The following is a 16,622-nucleotide window of genomic DNA, read 5'->3' as shown; positions in this document are numbered from 1 at the left end:
AAAGGAGAAGGCATGTTATCAAAAAAACAAATCAATGAGTGTTTAGATATTATAGGAGATATGTTTCCAGAGGCTGAGTGTGAGCTTGTTCATGCCAATCCATTTGAGCTTGTGATTGCTGTTGCGCTCTCAGCTCAATGTACGGACGTGCTTGTAAACAAGGTCACCAAAACGTTATTTCAAAAATATAAAACACCAGAAGACTATTTAAGTGTACCGCTTGAAGAACTGCAGCAAGATATTCGCTCGATTGGTCTTTATCGAAATAAGGCTAAAAACATTCAAAAGTTGAGCAAAATGCTGATTGAAGAATATGGCGGTGAAGTACCAAAGGACCGGGACGAGCTTGTTAAGCTTCCTGGGGTTGGCCGGAAAACAGCAAATGTCGTCGTTTCAGTCGCTTTTGGGGTACCGGCAATAGCAGTAGATACACATGTAGAACGAGTCAGCAAGCGTCTAGGCATCTGCCGCTGGAAGGATTCTGTGCTTGAAGTAGAGCAAACCTTGATGAAAAAGGTGCCAAAAGAAGATTGGTCTGTGACGCATCACCGTCTGATCTTTTTTGGGAGATATCATTGTAAGGCGCAGCGGCCGCAGTGCGAATCGTGTCCACTTCTTGATATGTGCAGAGAAGGGCAGAAGAGGCTGAAAAAAGGATTGGTGAAGCTGGCATGAGCGGGGCAGCTGTTTTCACCTCATATGTCGAAAAGCTAAAAGAAAAAAAGGTAGAGATTAAAGGTGATCGAGTAGATATACTGAGAGCCAATCCGCTCGCATATGATCTATCTCCAGAAGTTTTAACAGACGAGTTTCCGTGGCAGGAAACGGAAGAATTTGTTCCTGTGATGTTTGAGCTGTGGGACGAATTAAAAGAAAAAATGCTTCCTCGTTTCCAAACAAGAAAATCCCGCTGTGAAGAAGATGATATGCTGCAAGGAATCGTCAGTATGATTGCGATGTTTTACTGGATCAAAGGGGAGAGTGTCCAAACGTTTGAATGGGAACATATCAAGCAAGAGACATTTCCTGTTGCTCCGATTAATTGGACGGAACGTTTAGAGTTCATTTTGCTAAAACCAACTCAATATCACTGCTTTATTCAATTGGACGAGCTATACACGGAATTAAAAAAGCAGTATGGAAAATATGAAGCACTAAAAAAAATCAGACAGCAGCGTTAAAAAAAGCACTTGCCAAGGAGGCAAGTGCTTTCAAGCGTGTAGACAAACCCTCGCATTCGTTGTCAGTCCTGCGCTCCGGTGCTCACGAATGTCAAATTCGCTCCGCTCCGCTGCTCGTCCTTCCTAGACTGCAAAGGTTTTCTATCACGCTGAAAAGAAGACAAAGGGCTAAAATCAAGATCATTTTAGCCCTTTGTCAACAATCTTAAAGCACTTGCCAAGGAGGCAAGTGCTTTTTCATTATTCATCTTCTTTTCGAGAAGTAGCATTTGATTGCGAATTGGAACTTTGCGAGTTGGCTTTCTCATCATCTTTCTTTTTATCTTTATTATCAGTTTGCGAGTTGCTGTTCCCATTTGTACTGTCTGAGCCATTTTCTGAAGAACCATTATTTCCGTTTTCTGTATTTCCACCTTGGTCCTGATCCTTATCCTTATCTTGATCTTTTTTGTCATCAGGCTTTTGCTCATCAGTGCCAGGGGGCTGATTTTTGTTATCGTCTGTTTGGTCTGTCTGTTCGTCGTCAGGCTGCTGCGGTTCTTCTTCTTCTTTATTCTCATCATCCGCTTTTTCTTCCTCATCTGCGTCATCCTTAATGGTGAGGAAGGTAGAAGCCGCTTTACTCGTGACATCATCTACAGTGGCTGTCACTTGGAATTTATAAGTGGAGCCAGGCTTCACATCAGAGATAACCGCTTCTTTAGCAGAGCTGTTTTGAATCTCTTTATAGCCGCCATTATCAACTGCTTGCTTGACATTAAATGTAGCATCAGCGTCGTCAGAATAGCCCCAAGTCAGTGTGATGGATTTTTTCTCTTCATCATACACCGCTTTTAAATCAGAAGGCTTATCGGCTTCTTTTTTCTCGTATGTGTCAGAGACTTTTGTTGGTACCGTTCCTTTAACAAAGTATTCTGTTGTCTTCTTGTCACTTGGTGTATTCGGTCCGGCTAATTTTGCAGGATCGGATCCTTTTTCAACCGTAGCTTCAACGACACTGTCTGGTTTTTCAAATGAGCCGCTTCCATCGTCAATTTGAGAAATCAATCGCTGGAAGACGATTTTGGCCACACGCTGCTCGTAATCATTCAGCCATATTTTGCCGTCTGCATCTTTTGAATTACCGATTCCAGTCCAAACGGCTGCTGTATATTGCGGCGTATAACCGACAAACCACGAATCTTTCGCACCGCCAGAAGGGATATTGTGTTTATTAATATCGTCTTGTGTGAAGTTCGTTGTACCTGTTTTACCAGCTACTTGAACGTTCGGTACTTGTGCAAGTGTACCAGTACCAGATTGGACAGCAGTTTTCAGCATATCTGTAATCATAAATGCTGTGTAATCACTCATTGCTGCTTTTGAGTCCGGCGTAAGGTCAAGCTTTGTCCCGTCATTAAATTCAACAGATGTGACAGCGTGCGGTTCATTATAGTATCCGTTATTACCGAATGCACTAAATGCACCTGCCATTTTTAATGAAGACACACCATCTCCAAATCCACCGATGGAATAAGATTCTGGAATATCAGAAGGTAAGTCCATGCCTAAATTATTAGCAAATTGAGCGGCATTGGCTGAACCAGCTTCTTGGAATGCTTTAAGTGCAGGGATGTTACGCGATTGTGCCAAAGCACTTCTCATCGACATTTTACCTAAATGTCTTCTGTCAAAGTTGTTAATCGGTGTACCATCTGAGTACGTATACGGCGCATCATCAATTTGCTGATATGTTGACCATTTTTTGTTTTCAATGACTGGGCCGTAATCTAAGATCGGTTTGATTGTGGACCCTGGCTGGCGTTTTGCATCCGTCGCATAGTTAAAGCCGCCGGCTGGTACATCACGTCCACCGCCAATGGCGCGTATTTCACCATTTTTCGTATCAAGCAGGGTCACACCCGCCTGCATCCCTTTCGTAAATCCAACTGAATCTCCATTGATGATATCATTTAGATGATCCTGTGCATTTCGATCAAGGGAAGTATAGATTTTTAATCCGTCAGTTGATGCATCCACTTTGGCTTTTTTCTGTACTTCTTCCATTACTTCTTCAATGTAGGCAGAGTACTTACTAGAGTTTTGGCTCTTATATTTACTAGCTGAAACAACTGTCTTGCTGACAGGGGTTGCTTTTGCAACGTCATATTCTTTTTCTGAAATGTAGCCTTGTTTTTTCATAAGGCTTAAAACGATATTACGGCGTTTTTCCGCTGCCTCGGGATGTTTCACTGGGTTATAGGCAGAAGGACTCTGCGGCATACCTGCAAGTGTAGCAGCTTGTGCAACGGTTAGTTTATTTAAATCTGTGACTCCGAAAAATTGTTCAGCTGCTTTCCCAACTCCATAAGCATAAGGAGAGAAGAAAATCCGGTTTAAATACATTTCCAAAATTTCATCTTTAGAGTATTTTTGCTCAAGCTGAATCGAGAGCCATACTTCCTGTACTTTCCGTTTTAACGTCTTTTGATTGGTTAGGAGGGAGTTTTTCACAACCTGCTGTGTAATGGTACTTCCGCCTTCAGCACCAAAGCCGTCCTCAACGTTTGCGACAAGGGCACCGCCGATACGGATTGGATCAATCCCGTGGTGCTTATAAAAACGTGCATCTTCAGTCGCAATAAATGCGTCTTTTACCACATCGGGTATATCTTTTATCGAGACATACGTTCTTTTTTCTGCACCAACTTCTGCAAACACTTTCTTGTCTTTATCATAAAGCTTTGAAGAGTATGGTGTTTTAAGCTTACTATCATCAATAGAAGGAGCGCTTGATGCAAAAACGGCAAAAGTTGTGATTCCGGCAACTAAACAAAGTAGACCGATCACGAGTAAAGATAAAAATATTTTTTTAAATAGACCTGCTTTCTTTTTGCCTTTTTTGTTCTTTTGCTTCTTATTGTTAACTTGACTTGCTTTACGTCGCTGTTCACGACTTGTAAATTGATCAGACATCACATCTCAACCTTTCGTGTTAAACCTTTTTCGAACGTAATTGCTGATTGCTTTCATCCGAAAAATGAAGTGTCTCCACTACTTTAATATAATCAATTCTTGGCGAATATCCAAGTGTCATTATGTGGCCAGCTTCCATTAATTCGTCTTTGCTAATGGATTTACGGCCGTTTTTCTTCTGCCGCTCCCAGAAGTAAAAGAGATCTGAAGCGGGCAAATAATAAACGGAGCCAAAAGCGGATATAATAACGAAACAAATGCCGCCTTGCTTTTCAACCTGTTTCATATGCTCAATTTGATGGTCGTGGAAATTTTTGAGCGGAAACGAGGTAGTGCTTTTGGTTTCCTTTGCTTCAAAATCGATATAGCGGCCTTTGTACACCCCGTTATAGTCTGTTGTGGATGATTGTTTAAAATAGGCTTCTTTAATGACAGCAGCACTTCTTTTTGGGTAATCCACATTCACAATTTGAACTGGGGTAGGCTTTTTATGAATGACTGCGATCCCGTTGACCAAATAATATTGGTTCGTTTCATTTAAATCAGCCTCAAGCGTCATCCCGCGGTTACTATAAGAGGATTCGCCGCTGATTCTTTTTTTTGTCCCAATTTGTTGAATGGGCTGATACGATTTTCCGTTTGGATACCGAATCATCAAGTTTCAGCCTCCTTTTAATGCATTTTGTATTGGAGAGATCACCATGTTGTCCCAAGAAGAGCACATCATCACTCAGCAAATTTTGCGTGAAACGAAAGCAAAAAATAAAGACAACCTGACGAGGACAAATGCTTACAAGCGCTTTTATGACCGGCATCCAGAGATGAAATGGTCGCTGCTCGCTTCCTTTGTCTCGAGAAATGCTGGGTGGTCCATGACGGATTTAAAGGGCGAGCTCTTCCATCCGGGTTTAACGGATCAGCAGGGGCACCTTTTTTTCACAGCATATGAAAGAGCGAATTGGCTGATCTTTTCGGATGCTTACCCTCAGCTTCTTTTGTATGAATGGTCTAAAAGGTGCAGTAAACCTTTGTTTCATCTGCTGCCTTATTTCTCCGTGTCTCGGTTTATGAGCGCTGAGTGGGAACGTTTCTGGCTAAAGCGTGACACAGAGCGTCTGCTATATGCACTCATCATAAATGAACAATATACTATACAATCTCCTATTATACAAAATCCTCTTCTGAAAAAGAATGTTTTTCACTCGATTCAATATCTTTTCAGCGAGTGGGGACATTTCCAAACCGTTGTTTTTCCAACGGTGGACGGGCATTTGTACGGCTTAACCATACGGAAGTTTTCCAATGTAAAGGAACGTATTACATTAGGTAAAAAACTAGCGAAACTATTATTTCGAGCCGATTTGTTTTCGGATTTTTATCATTTTTTGCATACCGTTCCGCATACGGGGTCTCGGTTTGATTTTGAGCCGTTTTTAGGGATCGCTAGAAGGTCAACACCTTTTCTTCGGACGGTTTATCCGGTGATGACACATTCATTAGACGATCAAAGGGAAGATTGGTTTCAAAAGAAATTGAGTCCATCTTTATTTGAGGCAGAGCCGCTGCCAAAGCAGATTGATCTGACCGACTGGTATTTCCATAAAAAAAGACAGCTTCGTTTTCTTTTCTCATTAGAGCACTATTTTTTGCATAAATAAAAAGCAGGGGGTGCCTGCTTTTTTTACGTAGATGGACGATTAGGACCGCCGAGCTTTTTATCAAGCTGATCTGGACTGTTTTCTTTCCCTTTTGGCTTTTGCTCTTTTGGTGCTGGCTGCTTTTTCATGAAATCTACCTCCTTTTGTCCTTAGAATTTACACAATCGGACGCAATCATACAAAGAAGGACAAGCATCTGTCGAAAAGGAAGAAATAGCGCTCATCTACACTTAGAATGGCGATTTGCTTCTAGTTTTGTCATGTGTGAAGGAGGGGGAGAAAGAAAAGAGAATGTAACGAGAGACAATAAAGGAGGAATCTGATGATGAGCGAATTTGTATCAAAAGAATCCATTATGCAGTTGTTAGAGGAAATCGAGCGAAAAATTGATGCGGTGGAGGAAGAGCTGTCTCTTGCTGTGAAGCAGACGAAACGTGCAGCGATAGAAGAGCAAGAACAAATGATTGACCGGCTTGAATCAGAAGTAAAGGACTGTGAAGTGAAGCTTCATGCAGCCGAGTATAAACTGGCAGCAAGACCGGCATATCACGCCGGATAGCTTTTCTATTTGAGCAATAGGTAAACGTTTGATAGGATGGTTCATAGAGGTGAACACTTTGGATAATCAAACATTACTTGAACATACACAAAACTTGAGAATATGGATCGAAGAAGCGTATAAGCAGTACCAAAAGGGAAAGGCTGAAGAGGAATACCCATCGTATGATTTTTATACGGATATTCAGCCGGCCGTTGTTACATTTGATCAGAAAATGGAGGAGTGGCTCACCGCTGCGATCTCGTTTATTGAGCAGGCCAAACCTAGATATTTACACCAAGAACAGCTTGAAGCCGTAAAAGAAAATGGTAAAGAGGTTGTCCTGCAATCTTATTTTGGTAAACAGCACGCACCCCGTGTAAAAAATTTAGTTGAGTCAGTGGTTTACACTCTGAACCTTTTAATAGAAGAAATCAAAAAGCGCAGCTAAAGACATGATGCTGCGTTTTTCTTATGGCTTCTTTAGGCACATCTTCTGCTCTTGGTCATAATATATGAGTGACATCAATATGTGTTGAGAGCGAGAGGAGCGAGATAGATGTTCCCTTATTCAAACCAGCAGCCTTATGAATTCAATCAATTCAAGCAAAGGCCTTTTCCGTATCCAGAGATGCAGCAGCAGCCTCCGCAGCCTCCAGACTATTTCATGCCGCCGTATCAAGGTGGAGGGGGAATGAATCAGGCACCATCTACTGTTTATCAGCCGCCTTATGGATACCAAGAAAACGTGCCGCTTATGCAGCCGCCTGAAGCGATGAATCCACCCCAAATGCAGCCGCCTCCAGGCATGATGCCCATGCAGCCGCCTATGAACCCTTATCCATTGCCAAGGCCGCAAAAACAGCAGCCATCTCAATTTAAAAGTGTGCTGTCACAATTCAAAAAGACGAATGGGCAATACGATTTTAACAAAATGTTTGATACAGCTGGCCAAATGATGAGTACAATGAATCAAGTAGGCTCATTGGCGAAAGGATTTACAAGCATTTTTAAAGCATAGCTAAACCCAATAGATTGAACTATTGGGTTGTTTGCTTTGGCGCAGACACATGAAGCGATTGATCTTTCCACACACTCTTCATTTTTGTCTCATCTATTTTTGCCGGCATTAAAATCGTTTTAGTAAAACTTGAATACGAGGTAGTCGTATTCGTTTTGATTTTTTCCTGTACTGATAAGTGTAAATATTGGGCTTTTACTTCTAGCGCAATGTCTCCTTCGACAAAATGGTCTGGAAATTGAATCTCGATATACACATTCTGTTCATCCTCTGTCACATCGGTCGTAATGGATGCAAGTGAATGCGATGTGGTCATGAGTGCCTCTGCGCTATTTAATATCTCGTGAAACGGGGAGGATGCAAAAAATTGTTCAATCGCTTCATATAGCATATCTTCATTTGCCAGCATTTCATGTTTTTTTTCGCCTTCATGTTTCATCTGAATCACCTCTCATCTACAGCCTATGCAGAGGGGGCTCAGGCGGTTATCAATTGATGAGAGGAAAAAATTATGATTAAATAGTGTTGAATGAAAGCAAGGTGTATGGGCGTAAAGTTTCATACACGAAATAGATTTAGGAAGCAAAGCTTGAAGGGAGCAAATTGACATTGCTGAAAAAATTATTCGGTTTCGGAAAAAACCAAGATGATGTAAAGGAAGAAGTCATTTATTCTCCAGTTGATGGAGAGTTAATGGATATGACTGATGTACCAGATCCCGTCTTTTCTCAAAAAATGATGGGAGACGGCGTAGCAGTAAAACCAAAAAGTGGGACGATTGTGTCACCAGTAGAGGGTGAAATCATTCAGCTCTTCCATACAAAACATGCAATTGGCATTCGAACACTCTCGGGGCTTGAGCTTCTGATTCATATCGGACTTGAAACAGTTGGGTTAAATGGTGAAGGATTTGAAGCGCACATGAAAGAAGGGGATAAGGTGAAAATCGGGGATCCTCTTATTACGTGTGATTTAGAACTGATTGAAGAGAAAGCGTCAAGTACAGTGACACCGATTGTGATTATGAACGGTGACCTTATCGAACGACTTGATAAAGAACCAAAAGGCTCTGTAGAAAAGCAGACGTCCAAGCTCTTTACAGTGAAAATGAAATAGTTCATGAAAAAAACTACCCATTGATAGGGTAGTTTTTTATTGAGGTGAGAACATTAATCCTCCATTGGAACCCAGCCTTGACTCGCTTCCATGACAGACCACAATCCTTCTGGAATAAGATACTTGTCTTTTTGGCTGCGTTTAATGACGGTTTCAATCTCTTGTTCTCTGCCTTCTTTAATTTTCTTTGCCCAATCTGGGTCGACGATTAGCTCTCGTGCGACAGCGATGAGAGGAATTCCTTGATTGTAAGCATGGAGTGCATCTTCAGCTGTAATGACGCTGCCTACTCCAATAAGCGGAAGAGCATCGCCGCAGCGTTCTTTTAGCAGTTCCATACGTGTCTTATTAGAATCTGCGCCTCGTCTTGCTTTAGAGCCAATCTCCATTAAAGAGATATGCAAATAATCGAGGCTTTTTGTTTTGAGAACATCCACTAATGTAAACGTCTCTGTCATTGTTAAACCAGGTGTTTCTGGTTCTTCAGGAGATAACCGGTATCCAAAGATAAACGGTTTAGCCGCATGCTCTTTGATGGCCTCTTTAACTGCATCTACAACAGCAATAGGGAAAGCTAGACGTTTTTCTTCGTTTCCTCCCCATTGATCTGTACGCTGATTGCTATGCGGTGAGTAAAATTGCTGTAATAAATAACCGTTTGCCCCGTGAATTTCCACGCCGTCAAACCCTGCTTGAACCGCTCTTCTTGCCGCTTCTTTAAAGGAGTCGATAATATGAGTAATTTCCTCTTCTTTCAAAGCGCGTGCAATTTGTTTTCCATCTTTAAACATATCACTTGGCGCAACCACATCACCGTTTGGAACTAAATGAGGGAGAGCCTGAGAGCCACCGTGATGAATTTGAATGATGGCTTTTGTTCCTTTTGCCTGGATAGCTGAAGCCAGTTTTTTCAGGCCAGGGATATCTTCATCTCTTGCGATAGAAGGCTGTCCTTCAAATGCCTTCCCATCTGGAGTCACATTCGCACATGCTGTAATCACCATGCCCATTTCACTTGATCTAGCTGTAATGAAGTCAATTTCGTCTTTTGAAATGGTGCCATCGTCATGAGAACCAAAGTGTGTCATTGGAGCAACCACTAACCGGCCATCAATAGAGGCGCCTCCTGGAAACGTAAATGGTTCAAATAAAGGCTTAAATTCGTTTTTCAATCTGATCATCTTCTTCCTTGATAAAATCATTTCACTATAGAAGTGTAATCGATACTGTTACAACAGTTCAAAGTATTTGCTCATAAGTCCGCATCAAAAAATTGCCGCCTAGTCATGCAAACAAATATTCGGTACACTAGAATGAGAGGTGGACGCAATATGAAAAAGAAAACAATGAACGAACTGATAGAAGAATTAAAGAAAGACGAACAGATAGAACATTGGCATGAAATTGAAGCAAAGCCTGCACAGACCTCACCCGTTCCTGAAAGAGTGGACGACAGGCTAAAAAAGGCGCTTGAAAAACGAGGCGTGAAAGAGCTGTATATTCATCAAAAAGAAGCCTTTGAACGAGTAATGGATGGTGAGCATGTAGTAACGGTTACACCAACAGCTTCAGGTAAAACGCTTTGCTACAATCTGCCTGTTCTTCAGTCGATTGCAGAAGACCAGACAAACCGCTCTCTTTATTTATTCCCAACAAAAGCGCTCGCACAGGATCAAAAGAGTGAACTTAACGAGATCATCCACGAGATGGATGTTCCGATTCATAGTGAAACATATGACGGGGATACCTCCCCGGCCATTCGGCAGCGAGTCAGACAAGCAGGACATATTGTCATCACAAACCCAGATATGCTGCATTCAGCTATTTTGCCTCATCATACGAAATGGGTCAGTTTATTTGAGAATTTGAAGTATATTGTCATTGATGAGCTTCATACATATCGAGGCGTATTTGGCAGTCATGTGGCTAATGTGATTCGCAGGTTAAAACGAATTTGTGCATTTTATGGAAGTGATCCGATTTTCATTTGTACTTCCGCAACGATTGCAAATCCAAAAGAGCTGGCGCAGCAGCTCACAGGTAGCAAAGTGCATCTTATTGAACGAAACGGAGCGCCTAGCGGTAAAAAGAATTTTGTGTTTTATAACCCGCCAGTGGTGAATAAACCATTAAATATTAGACAAAGCGCTGCCACTGTCGTCAACCAATTGGCTAAAACATTTTTAAAAGAAAAAATTCAAACGATCGTTTTTGCTAGAAGCAGAGTACGAGTAGAAGTGATTTTAAGTCATATTCAAGAGCTTGTGAAAAAAGAAATCGGTCCAAAATCGATTCGCGGGTATCGCGGAGGCTATTTGCCAAAAGAGCGGCGCGTGATTGAAAAGGGGTTAAGAGAAGGAGACATTCTAGGTGTCGTGAGCACGAACGCACTAGAATTAGGGGTAGATATAGGTCAGCTAAAGGTATGCATTATGACGGGGTATCCTGGCAGTGTAGCGAGTACATGGCAGCAGGCAGGACGTGCTGGAAGGCGTCATGGGGAGGCGCTCATTATCATGGTGGCGAGTTCCTCACCCCTTGATCAATATATTGTCAGACACCCTGAATATTTCTTTAATAGACCGCCTGAAGCAGCCAGAATCAATCCTGAAAATCTCATTATTTTAGTGGATCATCTAAAATGTGCTTCCTACGAGCTGCCATTTCGGACGGATGAACAGTTTGGCGGCATGGAAGTAGAAGACATTTTGCAATACTTACATGAGGAAGGGGTTCTTCATTTTAGCGGGAACCGGTATTATTGGTCAGATCAATCGTTCCCAGCGCATGGCATCAGCCTGCGGTCTGCAAGCCAAGAAAATGTGGTAATTGTGGATCAATCCGACGTAGCGAATGTTCGGATTATTGGAGAGATGGATCGATTCAGTGCAATGACACTGCTTCATGATGAGGCGATTTATTTACATGAAGGGGTTCAGTATCAAGTAGAAAAGCTAGATTATGAGCATTTGAAGGCTTATGTGAAACAAGTGGATGTAGAATACTATACAGATGCGAATTTAGCTGTTCAGCTCAAGGTACTGGAAATCGATCAGACAACAGAGAAAGAAGCAGTATCTGTTCACTACGGTGATGTGACTGTCAACGCAATGCCAACAATTTTCAAAAAAATCCGGCTCAGTACTGGTGAAAATATCGGCTCTGGTCCAATTCACCTACCTGAAGAAGAAATTCATACGAGTGCTGCTTGGTTTGAATTACATGAAGCAGAGCGGAGATTTGAAGAGAAAACACTTGAACAGCTCCTGCTTGGCATCGCAAATGTTCTTCAGCACATTGTACCTGCTTTTGTGATGTGTGACCGCTCAGATATTCATGTTGTTTCACAAATTAAAGCGGCACATACCGGTAAACCGACAGTCTTTTTATATGACCACTATCCTGGCGGAATCGGTTTAAGCAAAGAAGTCCAAGCTCGTTTCGATGAAATAGCAGGTGCAGCCATTCAGCTGATAGAGCGGTGCCGCTGTGAGAACGGCTGTCCATCCTGCATTGGCATGGAAATGAGAGAGGTGAGCGGAAAAAGCAGCATTGTTGAATTGATGTCTGTATTTTAAGGGGAAGGAGGAAGATACTTACTCATGTCTTTAAAAGGGAAATTAAATCGAATGAAGAAGCACCTATCGCACAACCAGCCAAACGAAAAACGGCCAAAACCAGTGGAAGGGCAACCTCTGCCTGTGACGGCCGAAAACATTCCATTTTTAAAGGAATGGGAGAAATTGGGTGCAGCTCCTTATCACTTTGAGGATTCTTTTTGTCTCATTCGAGAAGTCACCTATTCATTAGATGATAAGCATGGACTCTACTCGTTTGCGGAACTGCCAAAGATCATCGAGGCATGGAACAAAAGCAGCATCCAGCATTCTCTATCGGCTAAAGGTTACAAGCCGCATGAACTGTTTTTCTTTGATACAGAAACAACTGGATTATCTGGTGGAACGGGAAATATGATCTTCTTGCTAGGACATGCGCGGGTCTTTGCTGACAAAGTAGTGGTGAAACAGCACCTGCTCACAAATCCGGGAAATGAAGCGGCTCTTTATAAAAGCTTTCTCGATGAAGTGAACGTAGAATCGCTCGTTACATATAATGGAAAATCATTCGATTGGCCGCAAGTGAAAACGAGACATACTTTGCTACGAGATCAAATCCCTGCGCTTCCAGAGTTTGGCCACTTTGATCTTCTGCATGGGTCAAGACGGTTGTGGAAGCATAAATATGAACGAATGGCGCTGTCTGTGGTTGAAAAAGAAGAGCTGCACGTTCACCGGGAAGGAGACACACCGGGTTTTTTGGCACCGATGATCTATTTTCACTTTTTAAAGGAACAAAATCCGAAGCTCATTGAAGGGATTTTGACTCATAATGAATTAGACGTCCTTTCGTTAATTAGCCTCTACATTCATCTATCCAAAAAAATTCTATCTATGGATGCGGTAAAGGAGCATGATGAGAAATACGCGCTGGCTAGGTGGCATCTTGCGCATCGTGATGTACAGGAAGCTACGAAGCATTTGCGGGAATTAACAGGTGCTAATTTTGAACATGCCAATCAGGCGGCTTTTGATCTCTCCTTACAATATAAACGTCTAAACGAGTGGGATGAAGCAGTTCGAATTTGGGAAACATTATTTGAATCAAGTGATGTCCATTTAGCATTAAAAGCGGGTATAGAGCTTGCGAAGTGTAAAGAGCATCGCCAAAAAGATGCAAGGTCAGCTCTTTCCATCACGGAATCTTTATTATCTTTCTCATCGTTAAGCGAGCGAGACACAAAAGAGCTTGAGAAGCGAAAAAAACGGCTATTGAGAAAAGTTGGGCAATGAAATATTATTACCCGGGAAAGCGCAAAAAATGACAACGTTCGGCTCTCGGCCGAAAATAAAAATTGTTTAGCACTTTTATTGTAGAAAGTCCGCGAATCCTGTAAAATAACGTTAGATATTGAATGAGGAGCGTATAGCATGTATAAGGGTCTTTTCTACTTGTTTTTTCTTGTGGTCATTTTGGTCGCTTTTGTGTTTTCAAACTATAAAGATATTTTTCTTGCCAACTTTTAAAATAGGTTAATGCATTAGTACATGTACACCTCTTAATTCATACATTGTTAATGTAAGAAAATAAAGGAGAGGGGAATGCTACATGTACCATCATCACCATCATTGCCATCCGAATGTTACACAGCCAATTGTTCATCCGACGAATCATTGCTGTACACACAGCGAGTCAACAACAATTGTGCCGCATATCCACCCGCAGCATGTGACAAATGTTCACCACCATAATTTCAAACATGTTCACTACTTCCCGCATACGTTTTCTCAGGTGGACCCGACAACACATCAACACTTTAACTGCGGTGGACCTTGCTGTAACAGATAAAGTGAATGGGACTTTTATAAGTCCCATTTTTTAAAAGCAGGTGAAAAAATGGAAATTATTGCTGTCACAGGGTACAAGCCGTTTGAGCTTGGGATATTCAAACAAGACGAGCCTGCACTTCAATACATAAAAGCGGAGCTTCAAAAAAGGCTGACAGCCCTTATCGAAGAAGGTCTGGAATGGGTTCTCATCTCAGGCCAGCTTGGGGCAGAAATTTGGACAGCCGAAGTGGTGTTTGAGCTTCAGGAGGAATATCCAGCGTTAAAACTTGCAGTCATTACGCCATTTTATGAACAGGAAGAGCGCTGGAATGAACAAAACAAAGAGTTGTATGAAGGAATTCTTGCACAGGCCGATTTTGTAGAAAGTGTCACGCATAGACCGTACGAAAGTCCGGCACAATTTAAACAAAAGAACCGCTTTTTTATTGAAAAAACAGATGGTCTTCTCGTCTTATATGATCCCGAGCATGAGGGATCGCCGAAGTATATGATCAGGGAGGCGGAAGCCTATACCGATTACCCGATTATGTACATCACGATGGATGATCTAAGAGCGCAGGTTGAGGCGGAAGATCCGTTTTTTGATTAAAAGCAAGAGAAAATTTGACAACGTCACGTATTTCTGAAAAAATATACTATGAATTCACGATATGAGGTGAAAAAGATGCTTGCTGATAAAGTAAAGCTTTCTGCGAAAGAAATTTTAGAAAAAGAATTTAAAACAGGTGTCAGAGGGTACAAACAAGAAGAAGTCGATAAATTTTTAGATATGGTCATTAAAGACTATGAGACATTCAACCAAGAAATCGAAAAACTTCAACAAGAAAACCTCCACTTGTCAAAACAGCTTGAAGAAGCTGTTGAACAAGGGAAAAGACAGCCTGCACAGTCTAATACAACAAACTTTGATATTTTAAAAAGACTATCGAACCTTGAGAAACACGTATTCGGCAGCAAACTTTATGATTGAGTGTTGCTGAAAAAGCTTGTGTCAGATGTCATTGTCGTTTATAATAACGCTTATTGATTAACGTTCGGGTAATCGCTGTAATGCTATTTAAAGCATTGCAGAGGAAAGTCCATGCTCGCACGGTGCTGAGATGCCCGTAGTGTTCGTGCCTGGCGAAAAAATAAGCCAGGGCAGCCTGGGAAAGGCTGACGGCAGGAAAAATGCCTACGTCCTTTTTAGGATATGGCAAAGTATCCTTGAAAGTGCCACAGTGACGAAGTCTCACTAGAAATGGTGAGAGTGGAACGCGGTAAACCCCTCGAGCGAGAAACCCAAACTTGGTAGGGGAACTTTCTCAAAGGAACCAAACGGAGAGAAGGACAGAGAATTCTGTAGATAGATGATTACCACCTGAGTACGAGGCATTTGCCGTTTGCAGTACGATGGAACAAAACATGGCTTACAGAACGTTATATCCGTTATAATAAACATGATGAAACAAAGCTCTCCTATTTCAACATATGGAGAGCTTTTATCTTGAATACATAAAAGGACGAGAAAACAGGTGATAAATCAATGAAAACCTATACACTCATCGCAACAGCTCCAATGGGAATTGAAGCAATTGTTGCAAAAGAAGTAAGAGACCTTGGCTATGAGTGCACAGTCGACAACGGAAAAGTGATTTTCAAGGGGGATGCTCTTGCGATTTGCCGTGCAAACCTTTGGCTGCGTACAGCAGACCGGATCAAGGTACAAGTTGCTGAATTTTCGGCAAAAACATTTGATGAGCTTTTTGAACGGACGAAAGCGATTGACTGGGCCGCTTTTTTACCAAAAAACAGTACGTTTCCTGTCATCGGGAAATCTGTTAAATCTCAGCTTGCCAGTGTGCCGGACTGCCAGCGCATCGTCAAAAAAGCCATTGCGCAAAAGCTTAAATCCTCCTACAACATTCAGTCTGAATGGCTTGAAGAGACGGGACCTGAATATAAAATCGAGATCGCTCTTTTAAAAGATAAAGCGGTTCTTACGCTTGATACATCTGGTGTAGGTCTTCATAAACGCGGATACCGCATGGATCAAGGCGGAGCACCTATTAAAGAAACGCTTGCTGCTGCGCTCGTCTTATTAACGAACTGGACACCTGACCGTCCGTTTGTTGATCCTTTCTGCGGATCAGGAACAATCGCCATTGAAGCAGCGATGATAGGACAAAACATTGCCCCAGGATTTAACCGGGATTTTGCGTCTGAATCATGGGAATGGATCGGTGAAGACGTATGGAACAAAGCGCGTGTGGAAGTAGAAGAAAAAGCAAACTATGATCAGCCGCTCCGCATTATTGCAAGTGACATCGACCATCGTATGGTAGATATCGCAAAAATGAATGCAGAAGAAGCAGGACTGAGTGAACTGATTGAGTTTAAACAAATGCAAGTAAAAGACTTTCAAACAAGAGAAGAGTACGGTGTGATTGTCGGAAATCCTCCTTACGGTGAACGACTGAGTGATAAACCAGCAGTTGAAAAAATGTATCAAGGAATGGGTGAAGCGTTTAAGAACCTAGATACATGGTCCATTTACATCTTAACGTCACACGAAAAATTCGAAGAGTGCTTCGGAAGAAAAGCGACGAAAAAGAGAAAACTGTTTAATGGATTTATTAAAACAGACTATTATCAATATTGGGGAAAACGCCCGCCTAGAAAGCAACCAACCGAATCGTAAGAAATGGCCGCACCGAAAGAGGGTGCGGCTTTTTTATGCAGAAAAGGTATAACTCTCAGCAAGGC

General features: G+C 41.9%; 18 protein-coding genes and 1 other RNA gene. 14 read left to right on the top strand and 5 right to left on the bottom strand.

Going from position 1 to position 16,622, the window contains the following annotated elements; all coding sequences use genetic code 11:
• Positions 1-12: 12 nt before the first annotated feature.
• Positions 13-675, top strand: coding sequence for an endonuclease III (gene nth, locus EV579_RS06140; RefSeq protein WP_024422776.1), 663 nt, complete (start codon positions 13-15; stop codon positions 673-675).
• Entirely contained in the window at positions 672-1,181 is a 510-nt protein-coding gene (locus EV579_RS06135) for a YpoC family protein (RefSeq protein WP_133744139.1), read from the top strand. Before nth ends, EV579_RS06135 begins: the two co-directional genes overlap by 4 nt.
• A 240-nt stretch (positions 1,182-1,421) precedes the next feature.
• On the opposite strand, the gene EV579_RS06130 is transcribed toward EV579_RS06135, so the two are convergent.
• The gene (locus tag EV579_RS06130) at positions 1,422-4,136 is read right to left on the bottom strand and encodes a PBP1A family penicillin-binding protein (protein WP_133744138.1); all 2,715 of its coding nucleotides are present in this window, start codon (positions 4,134-4,136) and stop codon (positions 1,422-1,424) included.
• A 19-nt stretch (positions 4,137-4,155) separates the two neighbouring features.
• The gene (gene recU, locus EV579_RS06125) at positions 4,156-4,791 is read right to left on the bottom strand and encodes a Holliday junction resolvase RecU (RefSeq protein WP_024428112.1); all 636 of its coding nucleotides are present in this window, start codon (positions 4,789-4,791) and stop codon (positions 4,156-4,158) included.
• Positions 4,792-4,837: 46 nt separating this feature from the next.
• Here recU and EV579_RS06120 point away from each other — a divergent pair, with 46 nt between their 5' ends.
• Positions 4,838-5,794, top strand: a complete 957-nt coding sequence (locus tag EV579_RS06120) for a DUF2515 domain-containing protein (protein WP_044333251.1) — start codon at positions 4,838-4,840, stop codon at positions 5,792-5,794.
• Between the two features lie 23 nt (positions 5,795-5,817).
• On the opposite strand, the gene sspM is transcribed toward EV579_RS06120, so the two are convergent.
• Positions 5,818-5,922, bottom strand: coding sequence for an acid-soluble spore protein SspM (gene sspM, locus EV579_RS06115; RefSeq protein WP_024422772.1), 105 nt, complete (start codon positions 5,920-5,922; stop codon positions 5,818-5,820).
• Between the two features lie 197 nt (positions 5,923-6,119).
• Between sspM and EV579_RS06110 the strand changes: the two genes are divergently transcribed.
• From EV579_RS06110 to EV579_RS06100, 3 genes are all read left to right on the top strand, one after another.
• Positions 6,120-6,353, top strand: a complete 234-nt coding sequence (locus EV579_RS06110) for a DUF5446 family protein (protein WP_224426684.1) — start codon at positions 6,120-6,122, stop codon at positions 6,351-6,353.
• Between the two features lie 49 nt (positions 6,354-6,402).
• Positions 6,403-6,783 (top strand): YppE family protein, encoded by a 381-nt coding sequence (locus EV579_RS06105; RefSeq protein WP_226340828.1) that lies wholly within the window; start codon positions 6,403-6,405, stop codon positions 6,781-6,783.
• A gap of 108 nt (positions 6,784-6,891) precedes the next feature.
• On the top strand, positions 6,892-7,353 hold the full coding sequence (locus EV579_RS06100; protein ID WP_024422769.1) for a YppG family protein: 462 nt from the start codon (positions 6,892-6,894) through the stop codon (positions 7,351-7,353).
• A 19-nt stretch (positions 7,354-7,372) separates the two neighbouring features.
• Here EV579_RS06100 and EV579_RS06095 read toward each other — a convergent pair whose 3' ends face one another.
• A complete protein-coding gene (locus tag EV579_RS06095) occupies positions 7,373-7,792 on the bottom strand; it encodes an Hsp20/alpha crystallin family protein (RefSeq protein ID WP_024422768.1) in 420 nt (139 codons plus the stop codon).
• A gap of 170 nt (positions 7,793-7,962) precedes the next feature.
• Here EV579_RS06095 and EV579_RS06090 point away from each other — a divergent pair, with 170 nt between their 5' ends.
• Positions 7,963-8,469: a PTS sugar transporter subunit IIA gene (locus tag EV579_RS06090; protein WP_024422767.1), complete on the top strand. Its 507-nt coding sequence runs from the start codon at positions 7,963-7,965 to the stop codon at positions 8,467-8,469.
• Between the two features lie 53 nt (positions 8,470-8,522).
• Here the strand turns inward: EV579_RS06090 and EV579_RS06085 are convergent, their stop codons facing one another.
• The gene (locus tag EV579_RS06085) at positions 8,523-9,641 is read right to left on the bottom strand and encodes an NADH-dependent flavin oxidoreductase (RefSeq protein WP_240503388.1); all 1,119 of its coding nucleotides are present in this window, start codon (positions 9,639-9,641) and stop codon (positions 8,523-8,525) included.
• 159 nt (positions 9,642-9,800) lie between these two features.
• Here EV579_RS06085 and EV579_RS06080 point away from each other — a divergent pair, with 159 nt between their 5' ends.
• The 7 genes from EV579_RS06080 to EV579_RS06050 all read left to right on the top strand — a co-directional run bounded on the left by EV579_RS06080 (position 9,801) and on the right by EV579_RS06050 (position 16,557).
• Complete coding sequence (locus EV579_RS06080) at positions 9,801-12,047, top strand: DEAD/DEAH box helicase (protein ID WP_073206055.1); 2,247 nt, start codon at positions 9,801-9,803, stop codon at positions 12,045-12,047.
• 24 nt (positions 12,048-12,071) lie between these two features.
• Positions 12,072-13,319, top strand: a complete 1,248-nt coding sequence (locus EV579_RS06075) for a ribonuclease H-like domain-containing protein (RefSeq protein WP_133744137.1) — start codon at positions 12,072-12,074, stop codon at positions 13,317-13,319.
• Between the two features lie 316 nt (positions 13,320-13,635).
• The gene (locus EV579_RS06070) at positions 13,636-13,875 is read left to right on the top strand and encodes a CotD family spore coat protein (RefSeq protein WP_073206049.1); all 240 of its coding nucleotides are present in this window, start codon (positions 13,636-13,638) and stop codon (positions 13,873-13,875) included.
• A 48-nt stretch (positions 13,876-13,923) separates the two neighbouring features.
• The gene (locus EV579_RS06065; RefSeq protein ID WP_166644687.1) at positions 13,924-14,466 is read left to right on the top strand and encodes an SLOG family protein; all 543 of its coding nucleotides are present in this window, start codon (positions 13,924-13,926) and stop codon (positions 14,464-14,466) included.
• Positions 14,467-14,541: 75 nt separating this feature from the next.
• Positions 14,542-14,847 carry a cell division regulator GpsB gene (gpsB, locus tag EV579_RS06060; protein WP_012010336.1) on the top strand — a complete coding sequence of 102 codons (306 nt, stop codon included), beginning with the start codon at positions 14,542-14,544 and terminating at the stop codon, positions 14,845-14,847.
• A gap of 60 nt (positions 14,848-14,907) precedes the next feature.
• An RNA gene (gene rnpB / locus EV579_RS06055) (RNase P RNA component class B) lies at positions 14,908-15,294 on the top strand.
• Positions 15,295-15,402: 108 nt separating this feature from the next.
• Positions 15,403-16,557, top strand: coding sequence for a THUMP domain-containing class I SAM-dependent RNA methyltransferase (locus tag EV579_RS06050; protein WP_133744136.1), 1,155 nt, complete (start codon positions 15,403-15,405; stop codon positions 16,555-16,557).
• Positions 16,558-16,622 lie beyond the last annotated feature (65 nt).

The sequence above is a fragment of the Bacillus sp. BK450 genome (assembly GCF_004364885.1).
In the GTDB taxonomy this organism is placed as follows: domain Bacteria; phylum Bacillota; class Bacilli; order Bacillales; family Bacillaceae; genus Bacillus; species Bacillus safensis.
Note: the sequence above shows the minus strand (reverse complement) of the source record. Positions and strands in the feature narration are given on the sequence as shown.